This is a genomic window from Dokdonella sp. (genome assembly GCF_019634845.1).
Classification (GTDB): domain Bacteria; phylum Pseudomonadota; class Gammaproteobacteria; order Xanthomonadales; family Rhodanobacteraceae; genus Dokdonella_A.
Map to the genome: position 1 here is coordinate 43,069 of NZ_JAHCAQ010000006.1, position 21,675 is coordinate 64,743.

Here is a 21,675-nt window from a genome sequence, read left to right on the forward strand (position 1 = left end):
GCGGGGCCGTTCGGGTGGGGCCAGGCGACAGCGTCGTGGCGCCCGATCGTGGCGCGTGATGGCGACGGAGGCGTGTCGATGGCCGGCGTCAGGACGTGTCGCCATCAGCGCGCAGCCGCGTCACGCGCTGACGATAGGCGCTCACGTTGTCGCCGCGGATGCGTGTTTCGCGCGTGTGGCGTGTTTCGCCGATCTTGTGGTCGGCATCGGCGCCGGTGACGGGCTTGGCGGTCACGGCGGTGTCGCGCTCGAAGGCGTGCGACTTGTCGGTGTTGCGGTAGTAGCGGTACAGCGCCCAGTACAGACCGGTGGCGCCGGCCGGGCCGAGCATGAGCAGCCACAGGCCGCCATCGTCGCTCATGACTGGCTCCCGATGATCCACAGCGCGATGCCTTCGAGGAAGGTGCCCACGGTCAGCGCGGTCAACAGCAGTTTCCATTGCTGCACCGGGACGCTGCCCATGGTCTCGCCGGTGCGGCCGTTGACCGCGATGTAGTGCAACATGCCGCCGTTGGCGCCGGGCTGGTGATAGGAGTACAGCCACACCGGCAGGTACATCGATACCCAGCGCGAGCCGTGCACGGTGATGCGTTCCTGCTCCCAGCTCACGCCGCGCCCGAAGCGGCTGACCGACGCTTCGACCTGCGAGCGCGCGATCGACAGCAATTGGTCCTCGAGTTGCGGCCGCAACTGCTCGACGTTGCGGTCGCGCTTCTCGGAGGAATGGCCCGCCAGATAGGAGGCGTTCCATTTGACCGCGTTCTTGGTGTCGAACGGCAGGATCGTGTTGATGATGTTGTTGGTGTTGTGGCGCGTGTCGAGGTTGCCGCGCTCGGCCGAGGATTCCATGGTGAGATCGTCGACCGTGAAATCGACATGGCGCTGAACCGCGTACACGTCGGCGTCGTAGTAGGTTTTCTTGTTGTCGCCGCTGCCCTCGGTGTAGCGGCGCGTTTCGATTTCGCCGCGGCCGATCACGTCGGCGCTCGCGTTGGCATCGATGACCATGTAGGGCAGGTACACGCCGGCGACGTTTTCGGGCGTGAACTGCTCCTTGAATTCCTTGAGCGCGAACAGGCGGCGCTTGTCGACGAACTGGCGGATGCGCGCGACCGCGTCGTCTTTCTTGATGTGGAACGGCAGCACCGCGTCGGGGACTGCGCCGTTGGCGACCTGTTCGTTGACGCCGAACACGTGGCGGCACCAGTGGCAGCGTGCGGTCATCGCATTTTCGGTGTTGACCGTGACCTCGGCGCCGCATCCGGTGCATTTGAAGCTCACGAGGTTGGCGGCATCGGCGGCGATGTCCTGCGCGCCCGAGGCCACCACCGTGCCTTCGAGGCGGTCGATGCCCTCGCCGAGACCGAACGCCTCCTCGACGCGCTCGCCGCTCCACTCGGTGCGGCAGTACAGGCAGATCAGCAGGTCGCTGCCGGGCTTTTGCCTGATCTCGGTGGCGCCGCAGTTGGGGCAGCGGTTGATGCCGTCCTTGAGCTCGGCCGCCGCGGTGTCGATCGCCACCGGATCGGGCGCGGTGACCTCGTCGCGGATCGGTTTGGGCAGCGTCTCCGGGTCGAGCGGAAAGCTGCCCGGCGCCGGCGGCACGTCGCGCGGCGAACCGGGCCCCGTCGGCGGCGGCACGGACGGTGGATTGGCGTTGGACATGGGCGCGCCGGCGGTTGGGTTTACAGGCCCAGCGCCTTGGCTTTGAGCGCGTCGTAGTCGGCCTGGGTGATGAGACCCTGGTCGAGCATGTCCTTGGCCTTTTTGAGCTTGGCCACCGGGTCGTCGGCCGCCGGCGCAGCCGGTGCCACCGGCTGCTGCAATCCGGCCATGCCGCCCATCATCCCCGAAGCCATGCCGATGCCCATCATGCCGGCGGCGCCACCGTTCTCGCCGGCCGACTGCATGCCGGCCGCGACGCTGGCCTGCAGGTTGGAGTTGCCGCGCGCGCCCAGCAGCGCGTCGGCGCGTTGCACGGTCCTGAGAAGCTCCTTCGTGTTCTCGTCGTATTCGATCGAAACGATCGCCGTCTTGACGATGGCCAGGCCGCGCTCGGTCTGCCACTGGTAGGCGTTTTCGACCGCGGATGACAGGCTCTTGGCGAAGCCGAGTGAGTCCTGCTGGATCTTCGTGATGCGGTTGTTCTTGCCCGGATCGTTGGTGTACAGGCTGAACGCCGGGGCCAGCGAACCGACCACCTCGTTGAACAGCTGGCTGGCTGCGGCATTGTCGATGTCGGTGAAGTCGAACACCTGGCCTGGCTGCAGGTAGGTGGCCGGCACGTAGTTCTTCACGAAGCGGATCGGGTCGACGATCTTGAGCGTGTACGACCCGCGCGTCATCGCACCGACCTGGGCGTTGAGGTAGCCGTCGTCCCAGTAGATTTCCGACTGCGTGCCGAAGCGGTTGTCGGGCAGTTCCTTGAGCGAGACGAAAAACGCCAGTTGCTGCGAGCCGGGCTGACCGCCGAACTTGAAGCGCTCCCAGCTTTGCATGACGAGTGATTCGATCAGGCCGCCGCCGCTGAAGATCGACTTGGAATTGATGTCGTCGGACTGCCATTCGTAGGCACCGGCCTCGGCCGCGAACGCGGTGATCTTGCCGTCCTGGAACAGCAGCAGGCCGTAGCCTTCCGGGATCAGGATCTTGGAGCCGTTGGTGATGATGTTGGACGAGCCGCGGGTGTTGGAGCCGCGCCCGGCATTGGTGCCGTGTGGCACGGCGGCGAACAGCGCCGCAGTCGGCGGCAGGCCGTCGGGGATGGTGTAGAAGTCCTTCCACTGGTCGGCCAGCGTGCCGCCGATCGAACCCACTGCTGCCTGGATGAGACCCATGGTTTCCCCTCGTCACTCGTGGTCGGGCACCGCGCCCAACGTGTCCGCCGAACTATACCTGTACCGGCGTCTGGCGCACACGCGCCGCCACGGCCTTCAGGCGGCGTTATGCCGGCCGCCGGGGGGGGGGGCGACCGGCGGCGCCCAGGCGCGATCAGGGTGCGGCGGTGGCGGCGAGGTCGGACGTCACGTCGTGCGCGTGCTCGGCATGGTGGTCCTCGCTCAGCATCATGTAGAACGCCGGCACCACGAACAACGTGAACAGCGTTCCGATCGTGAGACCGGTGACGATGACCAGGCCCATGTTGTAGCGGCCGGCCGCACCGGCGCCGCTGGCGATCACCAGCGGCACCACGCCGAGCACCATCGCGGCAGTGGTCATGAGGATCGGGCGCAGGCGGATCGAGGCCGCCTCGACGATCGCGTCGAGCTTGCTCTTGCCCGCGCGCTGCAGCTCGTTGGCGAACTCCACGATGAGGATGCCGTGCTTGGAGATCAGGCCCATCAGCGTGACAAGACCGACCTGGGTGTAGATGTTGAGCGAGGTGGCCCAGCGGCTCGAGATCAGCTGCATGCCGACGATGCCGGGCAGCAGGTTGATGAACACGAGCGCGCCGAACAGCGCCATCGGCACCGACACGAGGATCACGATCGGATCGCGCAACGAGTTGAACTGCGCGGCCAGCGCCAGGTAGACGATGATGACCGCGAACAGCAGCGTGAGCGCAAAGCCGCCCGATTCGTTCATGAACTGGCGGGCCTGGCCCGAGTAGTCGACGCCATAGCTGGCCGGCGCCAGCTCGCGGATGGTGTCGCGCACGAGCGCGATCGCATCGCCCTGCGCCGCGACCGGCACGCCCTGGAAGGTCACCGAGTTGAGCTGCTGGAAGCGCGTCAGCGCCTGCGGCACCACTTCGTTGCGAATGGTGGCGACCGTGGCCGCCGGCACCACGCCACCCTGCGGCGTGCGCAGGTAGTAGTCGAGCACCTGGTCGGGGTTGAGGCGGTCGACCTGCAGCACCTGCGGAATCACCTTGTAGGCGCGTCCCGCGATCGAGAAATAGTTGACGTAGCCGCCACCGAGCGCCGCACCGAGCGCGCTGCCGACATCCTGCCCGGTCATGCCCAGCGCCGCGACGAGGTCGCGGTCGACGTGCACCGTGCTCTGCGGCTTGTCGATCTTGAGGTTCATGTCGACGAAGAAGAACTGTCCGCTCTTCTGCAGCCGCGCGAGCACGCCGTTGGCCACCTCGTAGAGGTTCTCGAACGGCTCGGTGCTCGACATCACCACTTCCACCGGCAGGCCCTGCGCGCCCGGCAGCGGCGGAAACTGGAACGCCGAGGCATTGAGGCCGGCGATGCCGCTCCACTGCTTCTGCAGCTCCTGCTGGATCTGGTTGGCATTGCGCGAGCGCTGCGACCACGGCTTGAGTTGGGCGCCGGTGAACACCGAGTTGGGGCCGGCAAAGCCCGTGAACTGGAACGTCTGCGTCACCTCGGGCACGGCCTTGGCACGATCATTCATCTGCGTCAGGTAGCTTGCCACCTGCAGCGGCGAGGCATTGGGCGCGGCCATGCCCATGCCGGCCACGATGCCCTGGTCCTCCTCGGGTGCCAGTGCCGTGGCCGAATGCGTGAACAGGTAGGCGGTGCCGCCGAGCAGCAGCAGGCCCATCACCACCGGCACGCTCCAGGTCTGCAGCGTGCTGGCCAGGCGGCGACGATAGCCTGCGTGCAGGCTGTCGAAGCGTGCATCGAGGAAATCGACGAACCGGTTGCTGCCGTGCTCGCTCTTGAGCAGGCGCGAGCCGAGCATCGGCGACAGCGCCAGTGCGATCACCGCCGACACCGTCACCGCGCCGGCCAGCGTGAACGCGAACTCGGTGAACAGCGCGCCGGTGAGGCCGCCCTGGAAGCCGATCGGGACGTACACGGCAACCAGCACGATCGTCATCGCGACGATCGGGCCGACCAGCTCGCGTGCGGCAACCAGCGCCGCCTCGAGCGGCTTGCGACCCTCTTCCTTGATGTGGCGGTCGATGTTCTCCACCACGATGATCGCGTCATCGACCACCAGGCCGATGGCGAGCACGAGCGCCAGCAGCGTGATGAGGTTGATCGAGTAGCCGAGCACGAGCATCACGAAAAACGCGCCGATCAGCGACAGCGGCATCGCCACCAGCGGAATCAGCACCGCGCGCAGGCTGCCCATGAACAGGAAGATCACCAAGGTGACGATCAGCAGCGCCTCGATCAGGGTCTTGACCACTTCCTCGATCGAGGTGTTGATGAATTCGGTCGCGTCGTAGGCGATCGTGCCCTTGATGCCGCTGGGCAACTGCGCCTGGATCTCGGGAAAGGCGTCGCGCACGCGCGCAGCCACGTCGAGCACGTTGGCGTCGGGGGCGCTCTTGATGCCGAGGAACACCGACTGCTTGCCATCGAAGGCCACCGCCGAGTCGTAATCTTCGGCACCGAGCACGACGTTGGCCACGTCCTCCAGCCGCACCAGCGCGGTGCCGTTGCGCTTGACCACGAGCTGGCGGAACTGGCCGACGTCGTGCAGGTCGGTGTCGGCGGTGAGGGCGACCGTCACCGCCTGGCCCTTGGTGGCGCCGACCGCGGTCAGGTAGTTGTTGGCGGCCAGTGCCGAGTAGACATCGGCTGCGGTCACGCCATGGGCGGCCATGCGCGCCGGGTCCATCCAGGCGCGCAGCGCGAACTGGCGCCCACCGAGCACTTCGGCGGTCTGGACGCCGTCGATCGCGTCGAGCCGCGGCTTGACCATGCGGATCACGTAGTCGGTGATGTTGTTGGACGGCAGGGTGGCGCTGTTGAAGCCCATGTACATCGCGGCCGTGGTTTCGCCGACCTGCACCGACACCACCGGCTGCTGCGCCTGCGCCGGCAGCTGGTTGCGCACCGCGCTGATCTGGGTCTGGATCTCGGTCAGCGCGCGGTTGGAGTCGTAGTTGAGCTTGAGCGTGGCGCTGATCGTGGACACCCCGGTCAGGCTCGACGAGGACAGGTAATCGATGCCCTGCGCCTGCGCGATGGCGGCCTCGAGCGGCTGGGTGATGAACCCGGCCACGGTCGCCGCGTCGGCACCGAAATAGGTGGTGGTGACGGTCACCACCGCGTTCTCGGTCTTGGGATACTGGCGGATCGAGAGGTCGCTGGCCGCGCGCAGGCCGAGCACGAGGATCAGCAGGCTGACCACGATCGCCAGGACCGGCTTGTTGATGAACAGATCGGTGAATTTCATGGCGGGTCTTGTCGATGGCGAGCGATGGCAGGAACCTGCCGTCGGCGGATCACTGTTCCTGCGGCCGCGGATTGGGATCGTTCGCAGGCGGGTGGCTGTTGTCGATCGCCAGCGGCGTGCCGTTCTTGAGCTTGAGCTGGCCGCTGGTGACGACTTCGGCGCCTTCCTCGAGGCCCGACAGCACCGCGATCTGGTCGCCGCGCGTGGCGCCGGTGGTGACGAAGGCCTGCTGCGCCGTCGGCGGGGCGTCCTTGCCGCTGCCCGGCTTGACGACGAACACGGTCTGGCCATACGGGTTGAACGTGATCGCGCTCTGCGGCAGCGTGAGCTGGCGGGTCGGCGTGCCGACATCGACCGCGACCTTGACGTACATGCCCGGCACGAGCTGGCCGTCGGCGTTGTCGGCCACCGCTTCCGCGCGCACGTTGCGCGTGTCGATGTCGATCCTGGGCTCGATCGCGTTGAGGGTGGCGGCGAATTCGCGACCCGCATGCGCATCGCTGCGCAGCACGGCGTGCTGGCCGACCGCGAGCTGCGCCAGGTCGCGTTGCGGTACCTGGAAGTCGACGCGGATCGGATCGAGCTGCTGCAGTGTCACGACGGCGCTGCCGGCGCTGACGTAGGCGCCGGGGCTGAGCGTGATGATGCCGGCGCGACCTGCGAATGGCGCCCGCAACTGCTTCTTGCCGAGGATCACGCGGGCGTACTGCACGCTGGCCTGCTTGGCCTTGAAGTCGGCGGCGATGTTGTCGTAGTCGGCCTGGCTGATCGCCTTGACCGCGATCTGGCGCTGGGCGCGGTCGAGGGTGAGCTTGGCCAGCGCGGCGGCGGTTTCGGCTTGGTTGAGCAGGGCGGCGTCGTCCTCGTCGCGCAGCTGCACCAGCAACTGGCCTTCCTGCACGCGGTCGCCTGACTTGAAGTTGACGGACTGGATCACGCCCGATACGTCGAAGGCGAGGTCGGCGCCACGGCTCGCGCGCAAGCTGCCGATCGCGGCCTGCAGCGGCTGCCAGTCGGAGTAGGCGGCTTTGGCCGTGCTCACGGTCTGCACCGGCACCGGCATGTTGGCGACGGCCTTTTTCATCATGATCCGGCCGAGCACGTTCCAGCCGATCAGGAGCGTCAGCAGCGAGCCGACCAGCAGCAGCATGAGGATCATGCGGCGGCGGGTACTGGGTATGCGTTGGGTGCGCGCGGTCATGCGCGGTCCTCGGTAAGTAAGAGGGGGAGGCCGCTGGCAAGCCAGGGCCAAGCCCGGTATTAGAACAGGAATCGATCCCATTTGTCGTGGCCCGGAGGTCACGGGCCGCAGCAGGCCACTGCGGGTGGCACCATCGCCGCTTGCCTTGGTTGCGGAGATGCGTGATGGAACGCTCCATTCAGATTGCGGCGGCGCAGCGCCTGCGCGCGCTGCATGACCGCCGGCAGCTGCTGCTGCTGCCCAATGCCTGGGATGCCGCCAGCGCCTGCATGCTGGCCCGGCTCGGTTTTCCCGCCGTGGCCACGACCAGCGGCGGCGTCGCCTGGTCGCTCGGTTGGGCCGATGGCGAACGGCTGCCGCTGGATGAAATGCTGGCCGCGGTGGCGCGCATCACGCGCGTCACGCCGGTGCCGGTAACGGTCGATTTCGAAGGCGGCTACGGCGCGTCGCCGGACCAGGTGCACGCCAACGTGACCGCGCTCATCGCGACCGGCGCGGTCGGCATCAACCTCGAGGACGGCATTGCCCATGCCCGCCTGCGCCCGATCGACGCCGCCGCCGCGCGCATCGCCGCCGCGCGTGCAGCCGCCAACGCCTGCGGCCTGCCATTGGTGATCAATGCGCGCATCGACAGCTGGATCGTCGCCGGCACGGCGAACGAGCAAGCGCGGATCGCCGACTGCCTGGACCGCGCCCGCGCCTACCTGGCCGCCGGCGCCGACTGCATCTACCCGATCGCCCTGGCCGAACCTGCGGTGATCGGACGCCTGTGCTCCGCCATCGATGCACCCGTCAACATCGGCGCCCGCACCGGAATGCCCGCCATCGCCGAGCTGGCACGCCTGGGCGTGGCGCGCGTGAGCACGGCCACGCGGCTGGCAACGCGCGCCTACGCCGCCGCGCGCGACGCGGCCCTGGCCATGCGCGACAGCGGCCACTTCGACGCGCTCGACTCGACCTTCGGCTATGCCGACATGCAGGCGCTGTTCGACGCGCACTGAAGCGTGCGTGTGCTGTGCGGAGGTGGCTGGCGTCGGTGGGGTGTCGGGGTTTTGGTCGTTGGTCGGCCCTGGCGCGACAACCGACTCAGGTTCGTGGTGGGTTTGTTGCGCATCGGTGGGCGGCTTGCGCCGGTTGGCTTGGGCGCTGATTCGATCGTTGGCTTCTTTGCGAAGACCGACTCACGTCCGTGGTGGGTTCGTCCCGCATCCCTGCGGGCCGGTGTCTTTCTCTTGCTTGCCCAAGAGAAAGTCACCAAAGAGAAGGGCAGCCCTCACGGCGCCGCCTTGCGCACCTCCTGTGCGCAAGGTCCACTCCCGGCGGCCGGTTGCGCCGACAGCACCTCCGTGTGCTGACGGCGCAATGTGCGATCCTCGCGCTCCTGCAGGCCGCTTCGGCCGCCGTCCGTCTGCCGGCGGGCCGGAAACGCAGCGCGCTCCTGCGCGCCCAAGCCCATATTGACGCGTCGCCCAGACCATGCTCCGCGAATCCGGCTGCGTCTTCGCGAAAAACCGACTCACGTCCGTGGTGGGTTCAGTCCGCATCCTGCAGACGCAGTTCGCCTTCTCTTGCCCAAGAGAAAGTCACCAAAAGGGCAGCCCTCGCGGCGCCGCCTTGCGCACCTCCCTGTGCGCAAGGTCCACCCGGCGGCCCGGTTGCGCCGACAGCACCTCCATGTGCTGACGGCGCAATAGGCAAATCCCTCGCGCTCCCCACGGGCCGCTTCGGCCGCCGTCCGTCGCGCCGACGGGCCGGGGAACAGCGCTCCTGCGCGCCCAAGTCCGCTGACGTGCAGCAGACGTACTCCGCGAATCCGGCTGCGTCTTCGCGAAAAACCGACTCACGTCGGCCAGGGTGGGTTCGTCCACACATCCACCGGGCCGGGAAAAGCAGCGCGCTCCTGCGCGCCCAAGCCCACACCGTGAGTACGCCCACTGTCCTTGCATGCTGGCCATATTCCCCTTTGGCCACGGCGCGGGGGCGAAGGGCAGGCCCGCAGGGGCGGCGCGAGGGATCGCGCCGCGTTTGCCGTCAGTGCACGGATGCACTGTCGGCAAACCCCCGTAGCGCCCGCGCGCAGTCGCGCGCCGACGGCGCGCGACCGTGGCCGGTGGGGTGCCCTTTCTTTTGGTTCCTTTTCTTTGGGCATGCAAAGAAAAGGAACCGGCCCGCAGGGATGCGGGACGAACCCACCACGGACGTGAGTCGGCACTCGCACACCAGCCAACGATGGCACCAGCCCAAAAACCAACCGGCGCAAGCCGCCCACCGATGCACAACGAACCCACCACGGACGTGAGTCGGTTTTCGCAAAGAAGCCAACGATCGAATCAGCGTCCAAGCCAACCGACGCAAGCCGCCTCGCTCATGCGAAACAAACCCACCACCACCGTGCGCGGAGTCGCGCGACCCGCGACCGGCGATCAACCGTGCTCGCGCAGCCAGTCCGCGAAGGCATCGAGCGCGAGTGGCGGGGCGTACAGGTAGCCCTGCGCCGCATCACAGCCTTCGCCAGCCAGGAACTCCCACTGCTGCGCGGTTTCCACGCCCTCGGCCACCGTGCTGAGGCCGAGGCTGCGTCCCATGGCGATGACCGCGCGGCAGATCGCGGCGTCGTTGGCGTCGGTGTGGATGTCGCGCACGAAGGATTGGTCGATCTTGATCTGGTCGATCGGCAGGCGCTTGACATAGTTGAGCGAGGAATAGCCCGTGCCGAAGTCGTCGAGCGAGAAGCGCACGCCGATGTCCTTGAGTTCGCGCATGGTGTCGATGGCATGGTCGAGGTTGCCGAGCAGCATGCTTTCGGTCAGTTCCAGTCGCAGTCGCGACGGCTCGATGTCGTGCGTCCGCAGCAGCTCGCTCACGCTGGCGACGAAGTTGCCCTGATAGAACTGGCGCGCGCTGACATTGACTGCGAGTTGCAGGCGCGCGAACGCGGGCTGGCGGGTCCAGCCGTCGAGCACGCGGCAGGCTTCGCCGAGCACCCACTGCCCGATCGAGGTGATGAGTCCGGTTTCCTCGGCCAGCGTGATGAACTCGATCGGTGCGACCGCGCCACGCTGTGGGTGCTGCCAGCGCAGCAGCGCCTCGACGCCGATGCAGTGGCCGCAGGCGTCGACCTGCGGCTGATACTGCAGCGTCAATTGTCGGCCGGCCAGGGCCAGGCGCAGGTCCGCCTCGAGCTGGGCGCGCGCGGCGACGCGCACCTGGATCGACGGATCGAAGAAGCGCAGCGCGTTGCGGCCGGCTGCCTTGGCCTGGTACATCGCCAGGTCGGCGCGCTTGAGCACTTCGCGCGCAGGCAGTCCGTGGCCGTGGAACAGCGCGATGCCGATGCTGGCGCTGCCATGCCAGGGCATCGACTCGACATCACAGGCGGCGGCGAGTACCGCAAGGATCTGCTCGCCAATGCGGTGGGCCTGCGTGGCGGCGATTTCCGCGTTCTCGTCCAGCGGCTGGATCAACACCACGAATTCGTCGCCGCCCATCCGCGCAACCGTGTCGCTGCCGCGCACCACGTCGCGCAGCCGAAGCGCCACCTGCGCCAACAGGCGGTCGCCCACGTCGTGGCCGCGGGTGTCGTTGAGTACCTTGAAATGGTCCAGGTCGAGGTAGGCGAGGGCGCCATGGCAGCCGCTGCGCACGCTGTTGGCCATGGCCTGTTCCAGCCGGTCGTGCAGCAGGCGCCGGTTGGGCAGGTGGGTGAGCGGGTCGAAGAAGGCCAGGTCATAGGCCTGCTGCTCGACGCGCTTGCGCTGGGTGATGTCGCGCCACACGCAGTACAACGCATCGTGGCCCTCGATGCGGATGCGGGCGAGGGTGACTTCAGCCGGGAAGCAGGAGCCGTCGGCGCGCTGGTGTTCCCATTCGAAGCGATGCACGCCCTCGCGCAGGGCGGTCTGCATCATTTCCTCGGCCTTGTCGAACGAGAGCCGACCATCGGGTTGCCGTTGCGGTGACAGCCGCGAGGGATGTTGCAGGATGTCCTCGCGATGCGCGTAGCCGAGCAGCGCCACCGCGGCGCGGTTGCAGTCGGTGAAGTGGCCGCGTTCGATCAGCCAGCAGGGATCGGGCAGGTGATCGAACAGGTCACGGAAGCGCTGCTCGCTGTTGCGCAGCTGCTGTCCGCACTCGTCGAGCTGCCGGGCGAGCGCGGGCCGTTGCAGCAGTTGCTCGAGCACGGCGCCCAGCGTCGGCAGCAGCGGCAGCCAAGTGGCGAACGACACCTCGTCGTCGACGTGCAGCGATACCGTGCCGAACTCGCTGCCGCCGGCGGCGAGCACCAGACGGTGGGCGGCCGCTGCCACCGTCGCGCCGGCCGGATGGAAACGCGCGGCGGCGACGCCAGGCAGCCGCGCCAGGCGCGATTCCAGCAGTGGTACCACCATCTCGGCGGGTGCCGCTGCGACTTCGGCCAGCATCGCCAGTACCCACTCGGCAGCGGCGGCTGCGGTGGCGTGGCCGCTGTCGTGTTCATCGTCGTTCGGGCGCCGCACGGACTCACACCTCGATTCGGGTTGGGCGCGTCCTGATGCCTGGTGCAGGCCGCATCCGCGGTTGCGCCCATGACGCGATCATGCGCGCAGCGCGCAGCTTGCGTCGAGCGGTTTCATGAGCCGGCTGGCAGCGCGGCCGTGGCCGATCGCGGGCTGACCCGCACACGATCGCGCCCCTGCGACTTGGCTTCGTACAGCAGGCCGTCGGCGATGCGCAGCAGCGCCTCGCCATCGGGACCGTCCTGCTGGTCGACCACGCCGGCGCTGATCGTGAAGGCGGGCACGCCGCCGCGCGTGGTGGCGCGCGGCAGTTCCGCGCGCAGGCGCTCGAGCAGTTCGGCTGCGGCGCCGGCGTCGAGGCCCACGAGCAGGATCACGAACTCCTCGCCGCCAAAGCGGCAGACGAGATCGTGGCGGCGCACGGTCTGCCGTAGTGCGCTGGCCAGCACCTTGAGCGCGCGATCGCCAACTTCGTGGCCGTGGTTGTCGTTGATCTTCTTGAAGTGGTCGATGTCGGCGATGACGAGCGCAAACGGCGCCTGCTGGTCGAGCAGGATCGCCAGCCTTGCATCGAGCGCGCGGCGGTTGTGCAGGCCGGTCAGCGGATCGGTGGTGGCTTTGGCCTCGGACGCTGCCACCGAGCGGATGCCGGCCAGGCGGGTCCCGACCTTGTGGGCGTTGAAATTGAGTGATTGCAGCAGCCGGTACAGCGCCGGGTCGTCGGCCGTACCCAGTGCGCGGACCATGCCGGTACCGCGCCCGCCGGTGAAAATCGGCGTGCAGGCGGCGGCGCAGCCGGTATCGATCTGGCCACTGAGGCCCGGACACGCGCTCAGGGCCATGCCGTCCTCGTACACGAGGCCTTGGCCGCGGCGGATCGACGGACAGTCGGCAGGGCGGCGGATGACGCAGCGCGCGGCCGGCTCCATGTCGCCCACGGTGATCGTGTGGCTGACATCGCCGTCGGGATCGTCGGCCAGCAGCAGTTGCGCACCGCCTGCGCCGGCCACGGCCCTGAGCGCCTGCTCGGCGATGCGCAGCACCGCCGGCTCGTCCTCGGCAATCTCCAGCGCATGCTGCAGGCGCGCATCGGTCTCGTGCGCGCGCAGGCGATCTTCGGCCAGGTTTGCCTTGGTGGTCTGTTCACCGAGCCGCCGCGCGTGCCCGGCGAGCAGCGGTGCCAGCAACTGGTACCACACGATCGGCGCCGCCAGCACGAGGAACAGCATGGCCCCGACCAGAACCCGGGCCGCATCCGCTGCCTGCGGCAGGAACACCTGGGCGGCAGCCGTCGCCGCCGCGCAGGCCACTGCCAACAGGACGAGCAGCAGCAGGTAGCGCTGCATCGGTGCGGCGGCGGGTGCTTCCTGCGTGCCGTCAATGCTGGCCAGACCGGCCGTGGTGTCGCCTGGGTCACGGGTTTTCATGTCGGGGCCTCCGCTCGGTGTGGCCGACGCGCTCCATCATGCACCTGCGCCATCGGCGCAAGTGCATCCTTGTGACGAAATGCAAAGTTCGCGCCAGCGGCATCGAGGCGGCTGCCGCCGCAAGCGCGAAACGGGCATGATTCGTGCTTTGCAGTCCGCATGTCGCGGGTTGGCCGGCGGCCGGAGCTTGCGTTGGCGCAGCAGCGGCCGGCGCCAGACGGCGCTGCAACGGTCTGGGATGCGTTCGACCGCATGGCAACGCGCGCCGCGGCAGGTGCAGTGGCGCGGCCGATGACCGATGCAGCATCGAGGAAACCGGGGATGGTGGCCGAGGACATCCGTTACAACGCCAGTGTGGTGCGCGGGTTCATCGCGTTCTCGCGCGTGATCGGCAAGCTCGTGCTGCTGGCTTCGCTGGCCGTGTTGGTCGGCTGGGGCAGCAATCTGCAGGGGCTGCAGCCTGTGCTCGACTCGTCGCTGATCATGCGGGTAGGGGCCGCAGTGGCGGGCCTCATCGCTGCCGCAGCCATGCTGCTGGCCCCGCGCGCACCGCGCACGAGCATCGTGCTGTCGCTGCTGCTGGCCGTGTTCGGTGGCGCCGAACTGGTCGGCTACGTGAGCGGCTGGAATGGACTGGGCGCGCATGGGCTCGATCGTTGGCTGCTGGTCGCCACGGGGCGGCCGTTCAACCACATGACGCCGGTCGCCGCACTCGGCTTCGCACTCATCGGTGCACTCGGGGCCGGTGTGGTGGCGCGCTGCAGCGCGTGGCTGCGCGAAGTCTGTGCGTTCGCCGTGATCGCGATCGCGATGGGGTCCGCCGCGTCGTACGGGCCCGTGCTGGCCGGCGGCGAATCGGACCTGCTCGCGCAGTTGCCGGTGATGACGGCCTTGACCCTGCTGCTGCTGGCGCTGGCCTGGCTGTCGTCGGAGCCGACCCGGGGTCTCACCCGCATCGCGGTTGCCGACAGCGTCGGTGGTGCGGTGGCGCGGCGCCTGATCCTGCCGGCGCTGCTGCTGCCCGTGCTGCTGACGTTCCTGCTCACGCTCATGCAGTCGTGGTGGCGGCTGTCGCCGGCGCTGACGCTGGCGATGGCCAGCGTCGCCACCGGTGGCACGGTGGCGACGATGATCGTGTGGGTGGCATTCCTGCTCGATCGCAGCGAGCGCCAGCGCCGCACCGTGCTGGCGCTGCGCGAGGACGCCCATACCGACGGGCTGACTGGTCTCGTCAACCGGCGAGGTTTCGACGAGACGTTCGCCGTCCTGTTGGCCGAGGCCATACCCGGCACCACCGTGGCCGTGCTGATGCTCGACCTCGACCACTTCAAGCGCTTCAACGACAGTTTCGGTCATCAGGCCGGTGATGAGGTGCTGCGTGCGACCGGACGCCTGCTGCGCGGCGAGGTGCGCCCGCGTGATCTGGTGGCGCGTTATGGCGGTGAGGAATTCGTCATCGTGCTGCCCGACAGTGATGCCGAGCGCGCCGAACGGGTGGCGCAGCGCATCCTCGTCGCATTTCGACAGCACGCCTGGCCATTGCGGCCGGTCACGGTCAGCATCGGCGCCACGATCGCGGCTGCCGGCGAGGCAGGCGAGGTGGTGCTGCACCGCGCCGACCAGGCGCTGTACTGCAGCAAGCAGCAGGGCCGCGACCGGCTCATGTTCGACGGCGGCCCCTGTCAGGGCGTGCTCGCAGCCGGCCCCGTGCTGTTGCCGTGAGTGGCCGTCGCCAGGGCGCCTGATGCCGCAGGCAGGGCCAGGTGCAGCACGGCGCGCGTCAGTGCGTCGTCGCCGGCCACGGCGCGCGCGATGATGTCGGGATAGACGATCTGTTCCTCCTTTTCGTCGTGGCCGTCGAGCAGCAGCAGGAAGCGGCGCCGCGCGCCCGCATCGTGCAGGCGTTCGAGATCGCGGCGCAGCAGGGCGTGTTCGTTGCACAGGCCGCGTACCCAGCCCGCGCGCCCACCCGCGGCCAGATAGGCCGGGAACAGCAACTGCTCCTCGATGACGAGGTGGCGCGCCAGCGCGTTGCGCAGCCAGCGCATGCGCTGTGCATCGCCGCGCAAGGCACCGGCCAGCGCCGCTTCGATCACCGCGTGATCGCGTCCGAGGTACTCGAGCAGGCCAATCGGCTGCGACGCATGCACGAGCAGCACGACGTGCTCGGCCTCGTCCGCCTGCAGTGGATGCCAGCCGAGCGCGCCCGCGCCGGCGTCGAGCGCGGCGCGAATCGATGCGCTCGGATCGAACGGCGTGCGCAGCAGGCAGTGGCTGCCCGCGGCGAGCGTGGCCAACACCTCGCTGAGCGCCGCAGGATCGGCTGCCACGATGACCGGGGCCGCGTCGAGCAAGGCCGCACGCAGGGCCTGCGGCGCAGCCGCGGCGGTGGCATCGTCGGCGTGGATTTCGAGCACGAAGCTCGCCTCGGCGTGACCGTCACCCACGCGCCAGCGCGTGCCCGGCGCGATCCAGCGCAGCTCACCGCGGTCGAGTTCGAGGTCGCTGATGCCGCCATCGTCGAGCCACTGGATCGCGAGTGGTCCGCGGATGACCTGCAGGCATTCCCAGCGATTGGCGCGCGGCGCATGCCATTGGCGCAGGCGCGCGGGCAGGCTGGCGAGGTCATAGGGGCGCGAGCGACCGAGCTGACGCATGTGCGGCGTGGGGGCGGAGTCGTGGACGCAGGCCATGGGAGGGTATCGCCAACGTGGGATGGGTCGCCTGCCGTGCCCCTTGCCGCCAGCGCGCTCGCGTGCGGCGGGTGATCGACGTGGCCGGCTTGCGATGGTGCCGCATCGCGCGCTGCGCGGCATGGATCGAATCGCGGCAGATTGGCGCATCGTACACGATTGCGAATCATTCGCATCTGTGTTCTTATGCGCGCCACTGAACCACGACCGCCTGCGGCAAGGTCGCCAGTGCCCCGGCATGCGGCCGGACGCGCGCTGCGCGGCAGCACCAGCGGCGACGCGGTTCGTCACGACCTCCCATTTCTGCCACGAAAGGATTTTCGATGGATCGTTCCTGCCTGCCGGTTGCGCAACCGGCGCTGCTGCACCGCCCGCTCGCGCTTGCCTTGGCTCTGGTCTGCGGCAGCGTGCTGCCCGTCGCGTTCGCTCCGGCGATGGCTGCGCCAGCCGCGGCGACGTCCGCGGCGATGTCCGACACGCCCGATGCTGCACCCGACGATGCCCCTCCCGAACTCGACTCGGTCGAGGTCACGGGCTTTCCGGCCAAGGGCTATCGTGCGCAGCGTTCGTCCACCGCCACCAAGACCGACACGCCGCTGCGCAACATCCCGCAGGCGATCAGCGTCGTCACCCGTGACGAGATCCGCGATCTTGCCGTGCAGAGCATGGCCGAGGCGTCGCGCTATGTGCCTGGCGTGAGCTTCGCGCAGGGCGAGGGCAACCGCGACACGGCCGTCATCCGCGGCAGCAGCTCGACCGCCGATTTCTACATCGACGGCATCCGCGACGACGTGCAGTACTTCCGCGACCTGTACAACATCGATCGTGTCGAAGTGCTCAAGGGGCCCAACGCCATGATCTTCGGCCGCGGCGGTTCGGGCGGCGTCATCAACCGCGTGTCCAAGGTTGCCGAGTGGAACGATGCGCGCGAGGTCGGGCTTACGCTCGGCTCGTGGAACGACCGCCGCTTCACCGGCGACGTCAACCAGGCCGTCAGCGAGCAGCTCGCGCTGCGCCTGAACGGCGTGTACGAGCGCAGCGACAGCTACCGTGATGGCTATGAACTCGAGCGCTGGGGCCTCAACCCGACCCTGTCATGGCGGCTCGGCGACAGCACGCTGCTGAGCGCCGGCTACGAGCATTTCCACGATGAGCGCACCGGCGACCGCGGCATACCTTCGTTCCAGGGACGTCCGCTCGCGACCGACCCGGCGACCTTTTTCGGCAATGCCCGGCTCAGCCCCAACCACGCCACGATCGATGCGCTGAACGTGCTGCTCGATCACCAGTTCGACAACGGTGTTGGGCTGCGCAACCGCACGCGGCTGGCCGATTACGCCAAGTTCTACCAGAACGTGTTCCCGGGCGCGGTCAATGCTGCCGGTACCGAGGTTGCGCTGGCGGCCTACAGCAATGCCACCGATCGCAGCAACGTGTTCAACCAGACCGACCTCAGCCTTGCCTTCGCCACCGGCAGCCTGCGCCATGAACTGCTGGCCGGCATCGAGCTGGGGCGCCAGGACACCGACAATTTCCGCCGCACCGGCTACTTCACCGGCGTCGGTGCCGATGTCACCTCGATCAGTGTGCCGGTCGGCAATCCGTATACGGCCGGACCGGTCACGTTCCGCCAGAGCGCGACCGATGCGAACAATTCCGGCACCGCCGACACGCTGGCCGCCTACCTGCAGGACCAGATCGAGTTGACGCCGCAACTGCGCGCGGTGCTGGGCCTGCGCTACGACCGCTTTGCGGTCGACCTGCACAACAACCGCAACGGCAGCACGCTGTCGGCCACCGACACGCCGGTGTCGCCGCGCGCCGGTCTCATCTATGCGCCGATCGAGCCGCTGTCGCTGTATGCGAGCTACAGCGTGGCCTACCAGCCGCGTTCGGGTGACCAGCTCGCCTCGCTCAACCTGAGCAACCAGGCGCTCGATCCCGAGAAGTTCCGCAACATCGAGGTCGGTGCCAAGTGGGATCTCGGCAGCGAGCTGGCGGCGACGCTGGCCGTGTATCGGCTCGAGCGCAGCAACATCGCGGTGACCGACCCCAACGACTCGACCCGGTTGATCCTCATCGATGGCCAGCGCGTCAAGGGCGTCGAGCTCGGTCTGTCGGGCCACATCACCGAGGCCTGGCAGGTGACTGGCGGCTATGCGCGCCAGGATGGCCGCATCACGCGCACGTTGTCGGCGAGCGCGCCGGCCGGGGCGCGATTGGCGCAATTGCCCGAGAACTCGTTCTCGCTGTGGAACCGCTACGACTTCACGCCGCACTGGGGCGCCGGTTTGGGCGTCATTTACCGCGACGCGATGTACGCCGCCACCGACAACAAGGTGACCCTGCCGGGCTACACGCGCCTCGATGCGGCGCTGTACTGGACCGTCAACGACCAGCTGCGGCTGCAGGCCAACATCGAGAACCTGCTCGATCGCAAGTACTACCTCAACGCCAACAGCAACAACAACATCACGCCCGGCTCGCCGCGCGCGATCCGCATCGGCGCGAGCCTGCGCTTCTGACCGCGGCCGTGCGCTGCGACGCGGCTGCGCCCGGCCGCGCGCAGCGCATCGGCCGTTGTGCGTCGGCGTGGTGTGGCGCGCTCACACCACGCCGGTGCCGGTCGATGCCGTCAATGCCTGCGCCAGGTCGTTCCACAGGTCCTCACCGTGTTCGATGCCGACCGACAGGCGCAGCAATCCGGGCGTGATGCCGCTGGCGGCGCGCGTAGCCGCATCGAGCACGCGGTGGGTGAGCCCGGCGGGGTGCTGGATCAAGGTGTCGACCGAGCCGAGACTGACCGCCGGTGTCATCACCTTGACCGCGGCCATGACCGCCGCCGCGGCGGCGTGGCCGCCGTGCACCTCGAACGCAATGAGCGCGCCGGGGCCGCTCATCTGGGTGCCGAGCAGGTGCGCGTTGGCGTTGCCGGGCAGGCCCGGATAGAACACCCTGGCCACGGCCGGATGCGCGCCGAGGCGCTGCGCGATGAGCTGCGCATTGGCCTGCGCGCGTTCCACGCGCAGCGGCAGCGTCGGCAGGCCGCGATGCAGCAGCCAGGCAGCCAGCGGATGCAGCAGCGCACCGGTCGCGGCGCGCACCGTGCGCAGCGCCGTCGCACGCGATTGGTCGCAGCACACGACGCCGGCGATGACATCGCCATGGCCGCCGAGGAACTTGGTCGCACTGTGCAGGACCCAGCTTGCGCCATGCCGCGCCGGGCGTTGCAACACCGGGGTGGCGAAGGTCGAGTCCACGAGCACGGGAACCGGGCCCGCGGCGGCAACCACGGCGCCGATGTCGACGAGGTTGAGGGTCGGATTGGACGGCGTCTCGATCACCACCAGGCAAGTGTCGGCGCGGCGCCGCGCGGCGATCTCGTCGGCCGCGACGAACTCGGCCTCGATGCCGCACAGGCCACTCGCGAGCAGGTGGTCGGAGGTTCCGTACAGCGGTCGCACCACGAGCACATGCTTGCCATGCTGGCTGCGTTCGAGCAGCACGGCGGTCAGCGCGGCCATGCCCGAGGCAAACGCCACGCAGGCCTCGGTGCCTTCGAGCGCGGCGATGGCCGCTTCGGTGCGCGCCACGGTCGGGTTGTGCAGGCGCGCGTAGATCGGGTTCGCCGCCTGCGCCGCACCGGCGACGAGGGCGTCGAAGCTGGCGGTGCCGGTGTCGAGGTCGTGAATCGGATAGGTCGTCGACAGGTCCAGTGGCGGGGCATGCACGCACAGCGTGGCGAAATCGTCGCGGCCGGCATGCACGGCCATCGTGTCGAAATGAGGCATGACGTTCCCCCGCAGCGGCAATATGGCAACATTGTGGAACATGATTCGGTCCCACGGCGCATGACCGAAGCCTATTTCGCAATGAGCGGGTTTGCCGATGCTGGACCGAATCGACTACGAGTTGCTGCGACTGCTGCGGAAGAATGCTCGGCTGCCCAACAAGGACCTGGCGGCGAAAGTCGGCATCGCGCCGTCGACCGCGCTCGAACGCATCCGCCGCATGCGCGAGGCGCGCGTGCTGCTCGGCTACCACGCCGAGATCGCGCCGCAGGCGATTGGCGTCGGCCTGCAGGCGATGGTGTCGGTGCGCCTCGCGCGCCACTCGCGCGCGCTGGTCGACGGCTTCCACCAGCATCTGCTCGGCCTGGCCGAGGTGCTGGCCTGCTACCACGTGGCGGGCGCCGACGACTTTCTGGTCCATGTCGGCGTGCGCGACAGCGAACACCTGCGCAGCTTCACGCTGGCGGCCTTCACCGAGCGCGACGAGGTTGCCCACATCGAGACGCGCCTGATCTTCGAGTTCCGGCGCAACGTCGAACTGCCGGCGACACCGGCGCCGGCGTGAGCGGCGCGCCGCGTCAGGCCAGCGGTGCGAAGCGGGCGGTGAAGTGGCGCAGCTGCCGCGGCTCGGCCACGATGCGGTAGCCACGCAGGGTGCCGGCCGCGGCGGCGACTTCCTGGCAGACCTCGATCACGTAGTCGATGTGGCTCTGGGTGTAGGTGCGGCGCGGGATGGCCAGCCGCACGAGGTCGAGCGCGGCCGGCTGCTCGCTGCCGTCGGGATGGCGGCCGAACATGACGGTGCCGATCTCGCAGCCGCGCACGCCGCCGACTTCGTACAGCGCCACCGCCAGCGCCTGACCGGGGTACTGCAACGGCGCGATCTGCGGCAGCAGGGCACGCGCATCGAGATAGACGGCGTGGCCGCCGATCGGCTGCACCACCGGGATGCCCGACCTGGCCAGCGCCTCGCCCAGATACGCGGTCGAGCGGATGCGGTAGCGCAGGTAATCGTGGTCGACGACTTCCTTGAGGCCCTGCGCGAGCGCCTCGAGGTCGCGGCCGGCGAGGCCGCCGTAGGTCGGAAAGCCTTCGGTCAGGATCAGCAGGTTGCGGCACTGTTCGGCCAGCGCATCGTCGTTGAGCGCGAGCCAGCCGCCGATGTTGCCCATCGGGTCCTTCTTGGCGCTCATCGTCATGCCGTCGGCGAGCGCGGCCATGTCGCGCACGATGTCGGCGACGGCGCGATCGTGCTGACCGGGTTCGCGTTCGCGGATGAACCAGGCGTTCTCGGCGAAGCGACAGGCGTCGAGGAACAGCGGCACGCCATGTTTGCGGCACACCGCATGGGTTGCGCGCAGATTGGCCAGGCTGACCGGCTGGCCGCCGCCCGAGTTGTTGGTGATCGTGACGAACACCACCGGCACGCGGCCTGCATTGCGGTCGAGGAAGGCATCGAGGGCAGCGACGTCCATGTTGCCCTTGAACGGATGCAGGTTGGCCGGGTCGCGCCCTTCGGCGATCACGAGATCGACCGCCTCGGCGCCGGTGTACTCGATGTTCGCGCGTGTGGTGTCGAAGTGGGTGTTGCTCGGAATCGTGCGGCCCTTGCCGCCGAGCACGGTGAAGATGATCTTCTCCGCGGCGCGGCCCTGGTGGGTCGGGATCACGTGCTTGAACGGGAACAGGCCCTGCACCGCGTCGCGGAAGATCTCGAACGAAGGACTGCCCGCGTAGGACTCGTCGCCGTGCTGGATCGCCGCCCACTGGTCACGGCTCATCGCACCGGTGCCCGAGTCGGTCAGCAGGTCGATCATCACGTCGTCGGAGTGCAGCCCGAACAGGTTGTAGCCGGCGGCCTCGATTGCGCTGCGGCGCTGCTCGGGCGTGGTCATGCGCAACGGCGCCACCGACTGGATGCGGAACGGTTCGATGATGGTGCGAAAGGCCACGGTGATCTCCCAT

At 68.6% G+C, this 21,675-nt stretch carries 14 protein-coding genes; 4 read left to right on the forward strand and 10 right to left on the reverse strand.

Features of this window, described 5'->3' with window-relative positions:
* Positions 1-88: 88 nt before the first annotated feature.
* The 5 genes from KF903_RS05825 to KF903_RS05845 all read right to left on the reverse strand — a co-directional run bounded on the left by KF903_RS05825 (position 89) and on the right by KF903_RS05845 (position 7,303).
* Positions 89-361: a hypothetical protein gene (locus KF903_RS05825; protein WP_291212295.1), complete on the reverse strand. Its 273-nt coding sequence runs from the start codon at positions 359-361 to the stop codon at positions 89-91.
* Positions 358-1,665, reverse strand: coding sequence for a TFIIB-type zinc ribbon-containing protein (locus KF903_RS05830; RefSeq protein ID WP_291212298.1), 1,308 nt, complete (start codon positions 1,663-1,665; stop codon positions 358-360). Before KF903_RS05830 ends, KF903_RS05825 begins: the two co-directional genes overlap by 4 nt.
* 20 nt (positions 1,666-1,685) lie before the next feature.
* Positions 1,686-2,837, reverse strand: coding sequence for an SPFH domain-containing protein (locus KF903_RS05835; RefSeq protein WP_291212300.1), 1,152 nt, complete (start codon positions 2,835-2,837; stop codon positions 1,686-1,688).
* Positions 2,838-2,991: 154 nt separating this feature from the next.
* On the reverse strand, positions 2,992-6,102 hold the full coding sequence (locus tag KF903_RS05840) for an efflux RND transporter permease subunit (protein WP_291212303.1): 3,111 nt from the start codon (positions 6,100-6,102) through the stop codon (positions 2,992-2,994).
* A 49-nt stretch (positions 6,103-6,151) separates the two neighbouring features.
* Entirely contained in the window at positions 6,152-7,303 is a 1,152-nt protein-coding gene (locus tag KF903_RS05845; RefSeq protein ID WP_291212306.1) for an efflux RND transporter periplasmic adaptor subunit, read from the reverse strand.
* A gap of 164 nt (positions 7,304-7,467) precedes the next feature.
* Here KF903_RS05845 and KF903_RS05850 point away from each other — a divergent pair, with 164 nt between their 5' ends.
* Positions 7,468-8,304 (forward strand): isocitrate lyase/phosphoenolpyruvate mutase family protein, encoded by an 837-nt coding sequence (locus KF903_RS05850; RefSeq protein WP_291212308.1) that lies wholly within the window; start codon positions 7,468-7,470, stop codon positions 8,302-8,304.
* A gap of 1,422 nt (positions 8,305-9,726) precedes the next feature.
* Here the strand turns inward: KF903_RS05850 and KF903_RS05855 are convergent.
* Together KF903_RS05855 and KF903_RS05860 are read right to left on the reverse strand one after the other, a co-directional pair.
* Positions 9,727-11,799 carry an EAL domain-containing protein gene (locus tag KF903_RS05855; protein WP_291212310.1) on the reverse strand — a complete coding sequence of 691 codons (2,073 nt, stop codon included), beginning with the start codon at positions 11,797-11,799 and terminating at the stop codon, positions 9,727-9,729.
* A gap of 113 nt (positions 11,800-11,912) precedes the next feature.
* Positions 11,913-13,226, reverse strand: a complete 1,314-nt coding sequence (locus tag KF903_RS05860; protein WP_291212313.1) for a GGDEF domain-containing protein — start codon at positions 13,224-13,226, stop codon at positions 11,913-11,915.
* 291 nt (positions 13,227-13,517) lie between these two features.
* On the opposite strand from KF903_RS05860, the gene KF903_RS05865 reads away from it, so the two are divergent.
* Entirely contained in the window at positions 13,518-14,948 is a 1,431-nt protein-coding gene (locus KF903_RS05865) for a GGDEF domain-containing protein (RefSeq protein WP_291212316.1), read from the forward strand.
* Here KF903_RS05865 and KF903_RS05870 read toward each other — a convergent pair.
* Positions 14,909-15,883 (reverse strand): hemerythrin domain-containing protein, encoded by a 975-nt coding sequence (locus tag KF903_RS05870; RefSeq protein ID WP_291212319.1) that lies wholly within the window; start codon positions 15,881-15,883, stop codon positions 14,909-14,911. The two genes, KF903_RS05865 and KF903_RS05870, sit on opposite strands and share 40 nt — an antisense overlap.
* A 359-nt stretch (positions 15,884-16,242) precedes the next feature.
* On the opposite strand from KF903_RS05870, the gene KF903_RS05875 reads away from it, so the two are divergent.
* Positions 16,243-18,444, forward strand: coding sequence for a TonB-dependent siderophore receptor (locus KF903_RS05875; protein WP_291212321.1), 2,202 nt, complete (start codon positions 16,243-16,245; stop codon positions 18,442-18,444).
* A gap of 81 nt (positions 18,445-18,525) precedes the next feature.
* On the opposite strand, the gene KF903_RS05880 is transcribed toward KF903_RS05875, so the two are convergent.
* Positions 18,526-19,710, reverse strand: coding sequence for a PLP-dependent transferase (locus KF903_RS05880; protein ID WP_291212324.1), 1,185 nt, complete (start codon positions 19,708-19,710; stop codon positions 18,526-18,528).
* Positions 19,711-19,807: 97 nt separating this feature from the next.
* Between KF903_RS05880 and KF903_RS05885 the strand changes: the two genes are divergently transcribed.
* Positions 19,808-20,275, forward strand: coding sequence for an Lrp/AsnC family transcriptional regulator (locus tag KF903_RS05885; RefSeq protein ID WP_291212328.1), 468 nt, complete (start codon positions 19,808-19,810; stop codon positions 20,273-20,275).
* Positions 20,276-20,288: 13 nt separating this feature from the next.
* Here KF903_RS05885 and KF903_RS05890 read toward each other — a convergent pair whose 3' ends face one another.
* Entirely contained in the window at positions 20,289-21,662 is a 1,374-nt protein-coding gene (locus KF903_RS05890; protein ID WP_291212331.1) for a tryptophanase, read from the reverse strand.
* Between the last annotated feature and the right edge of the window lie 13 nt (positions 21,663-21,675).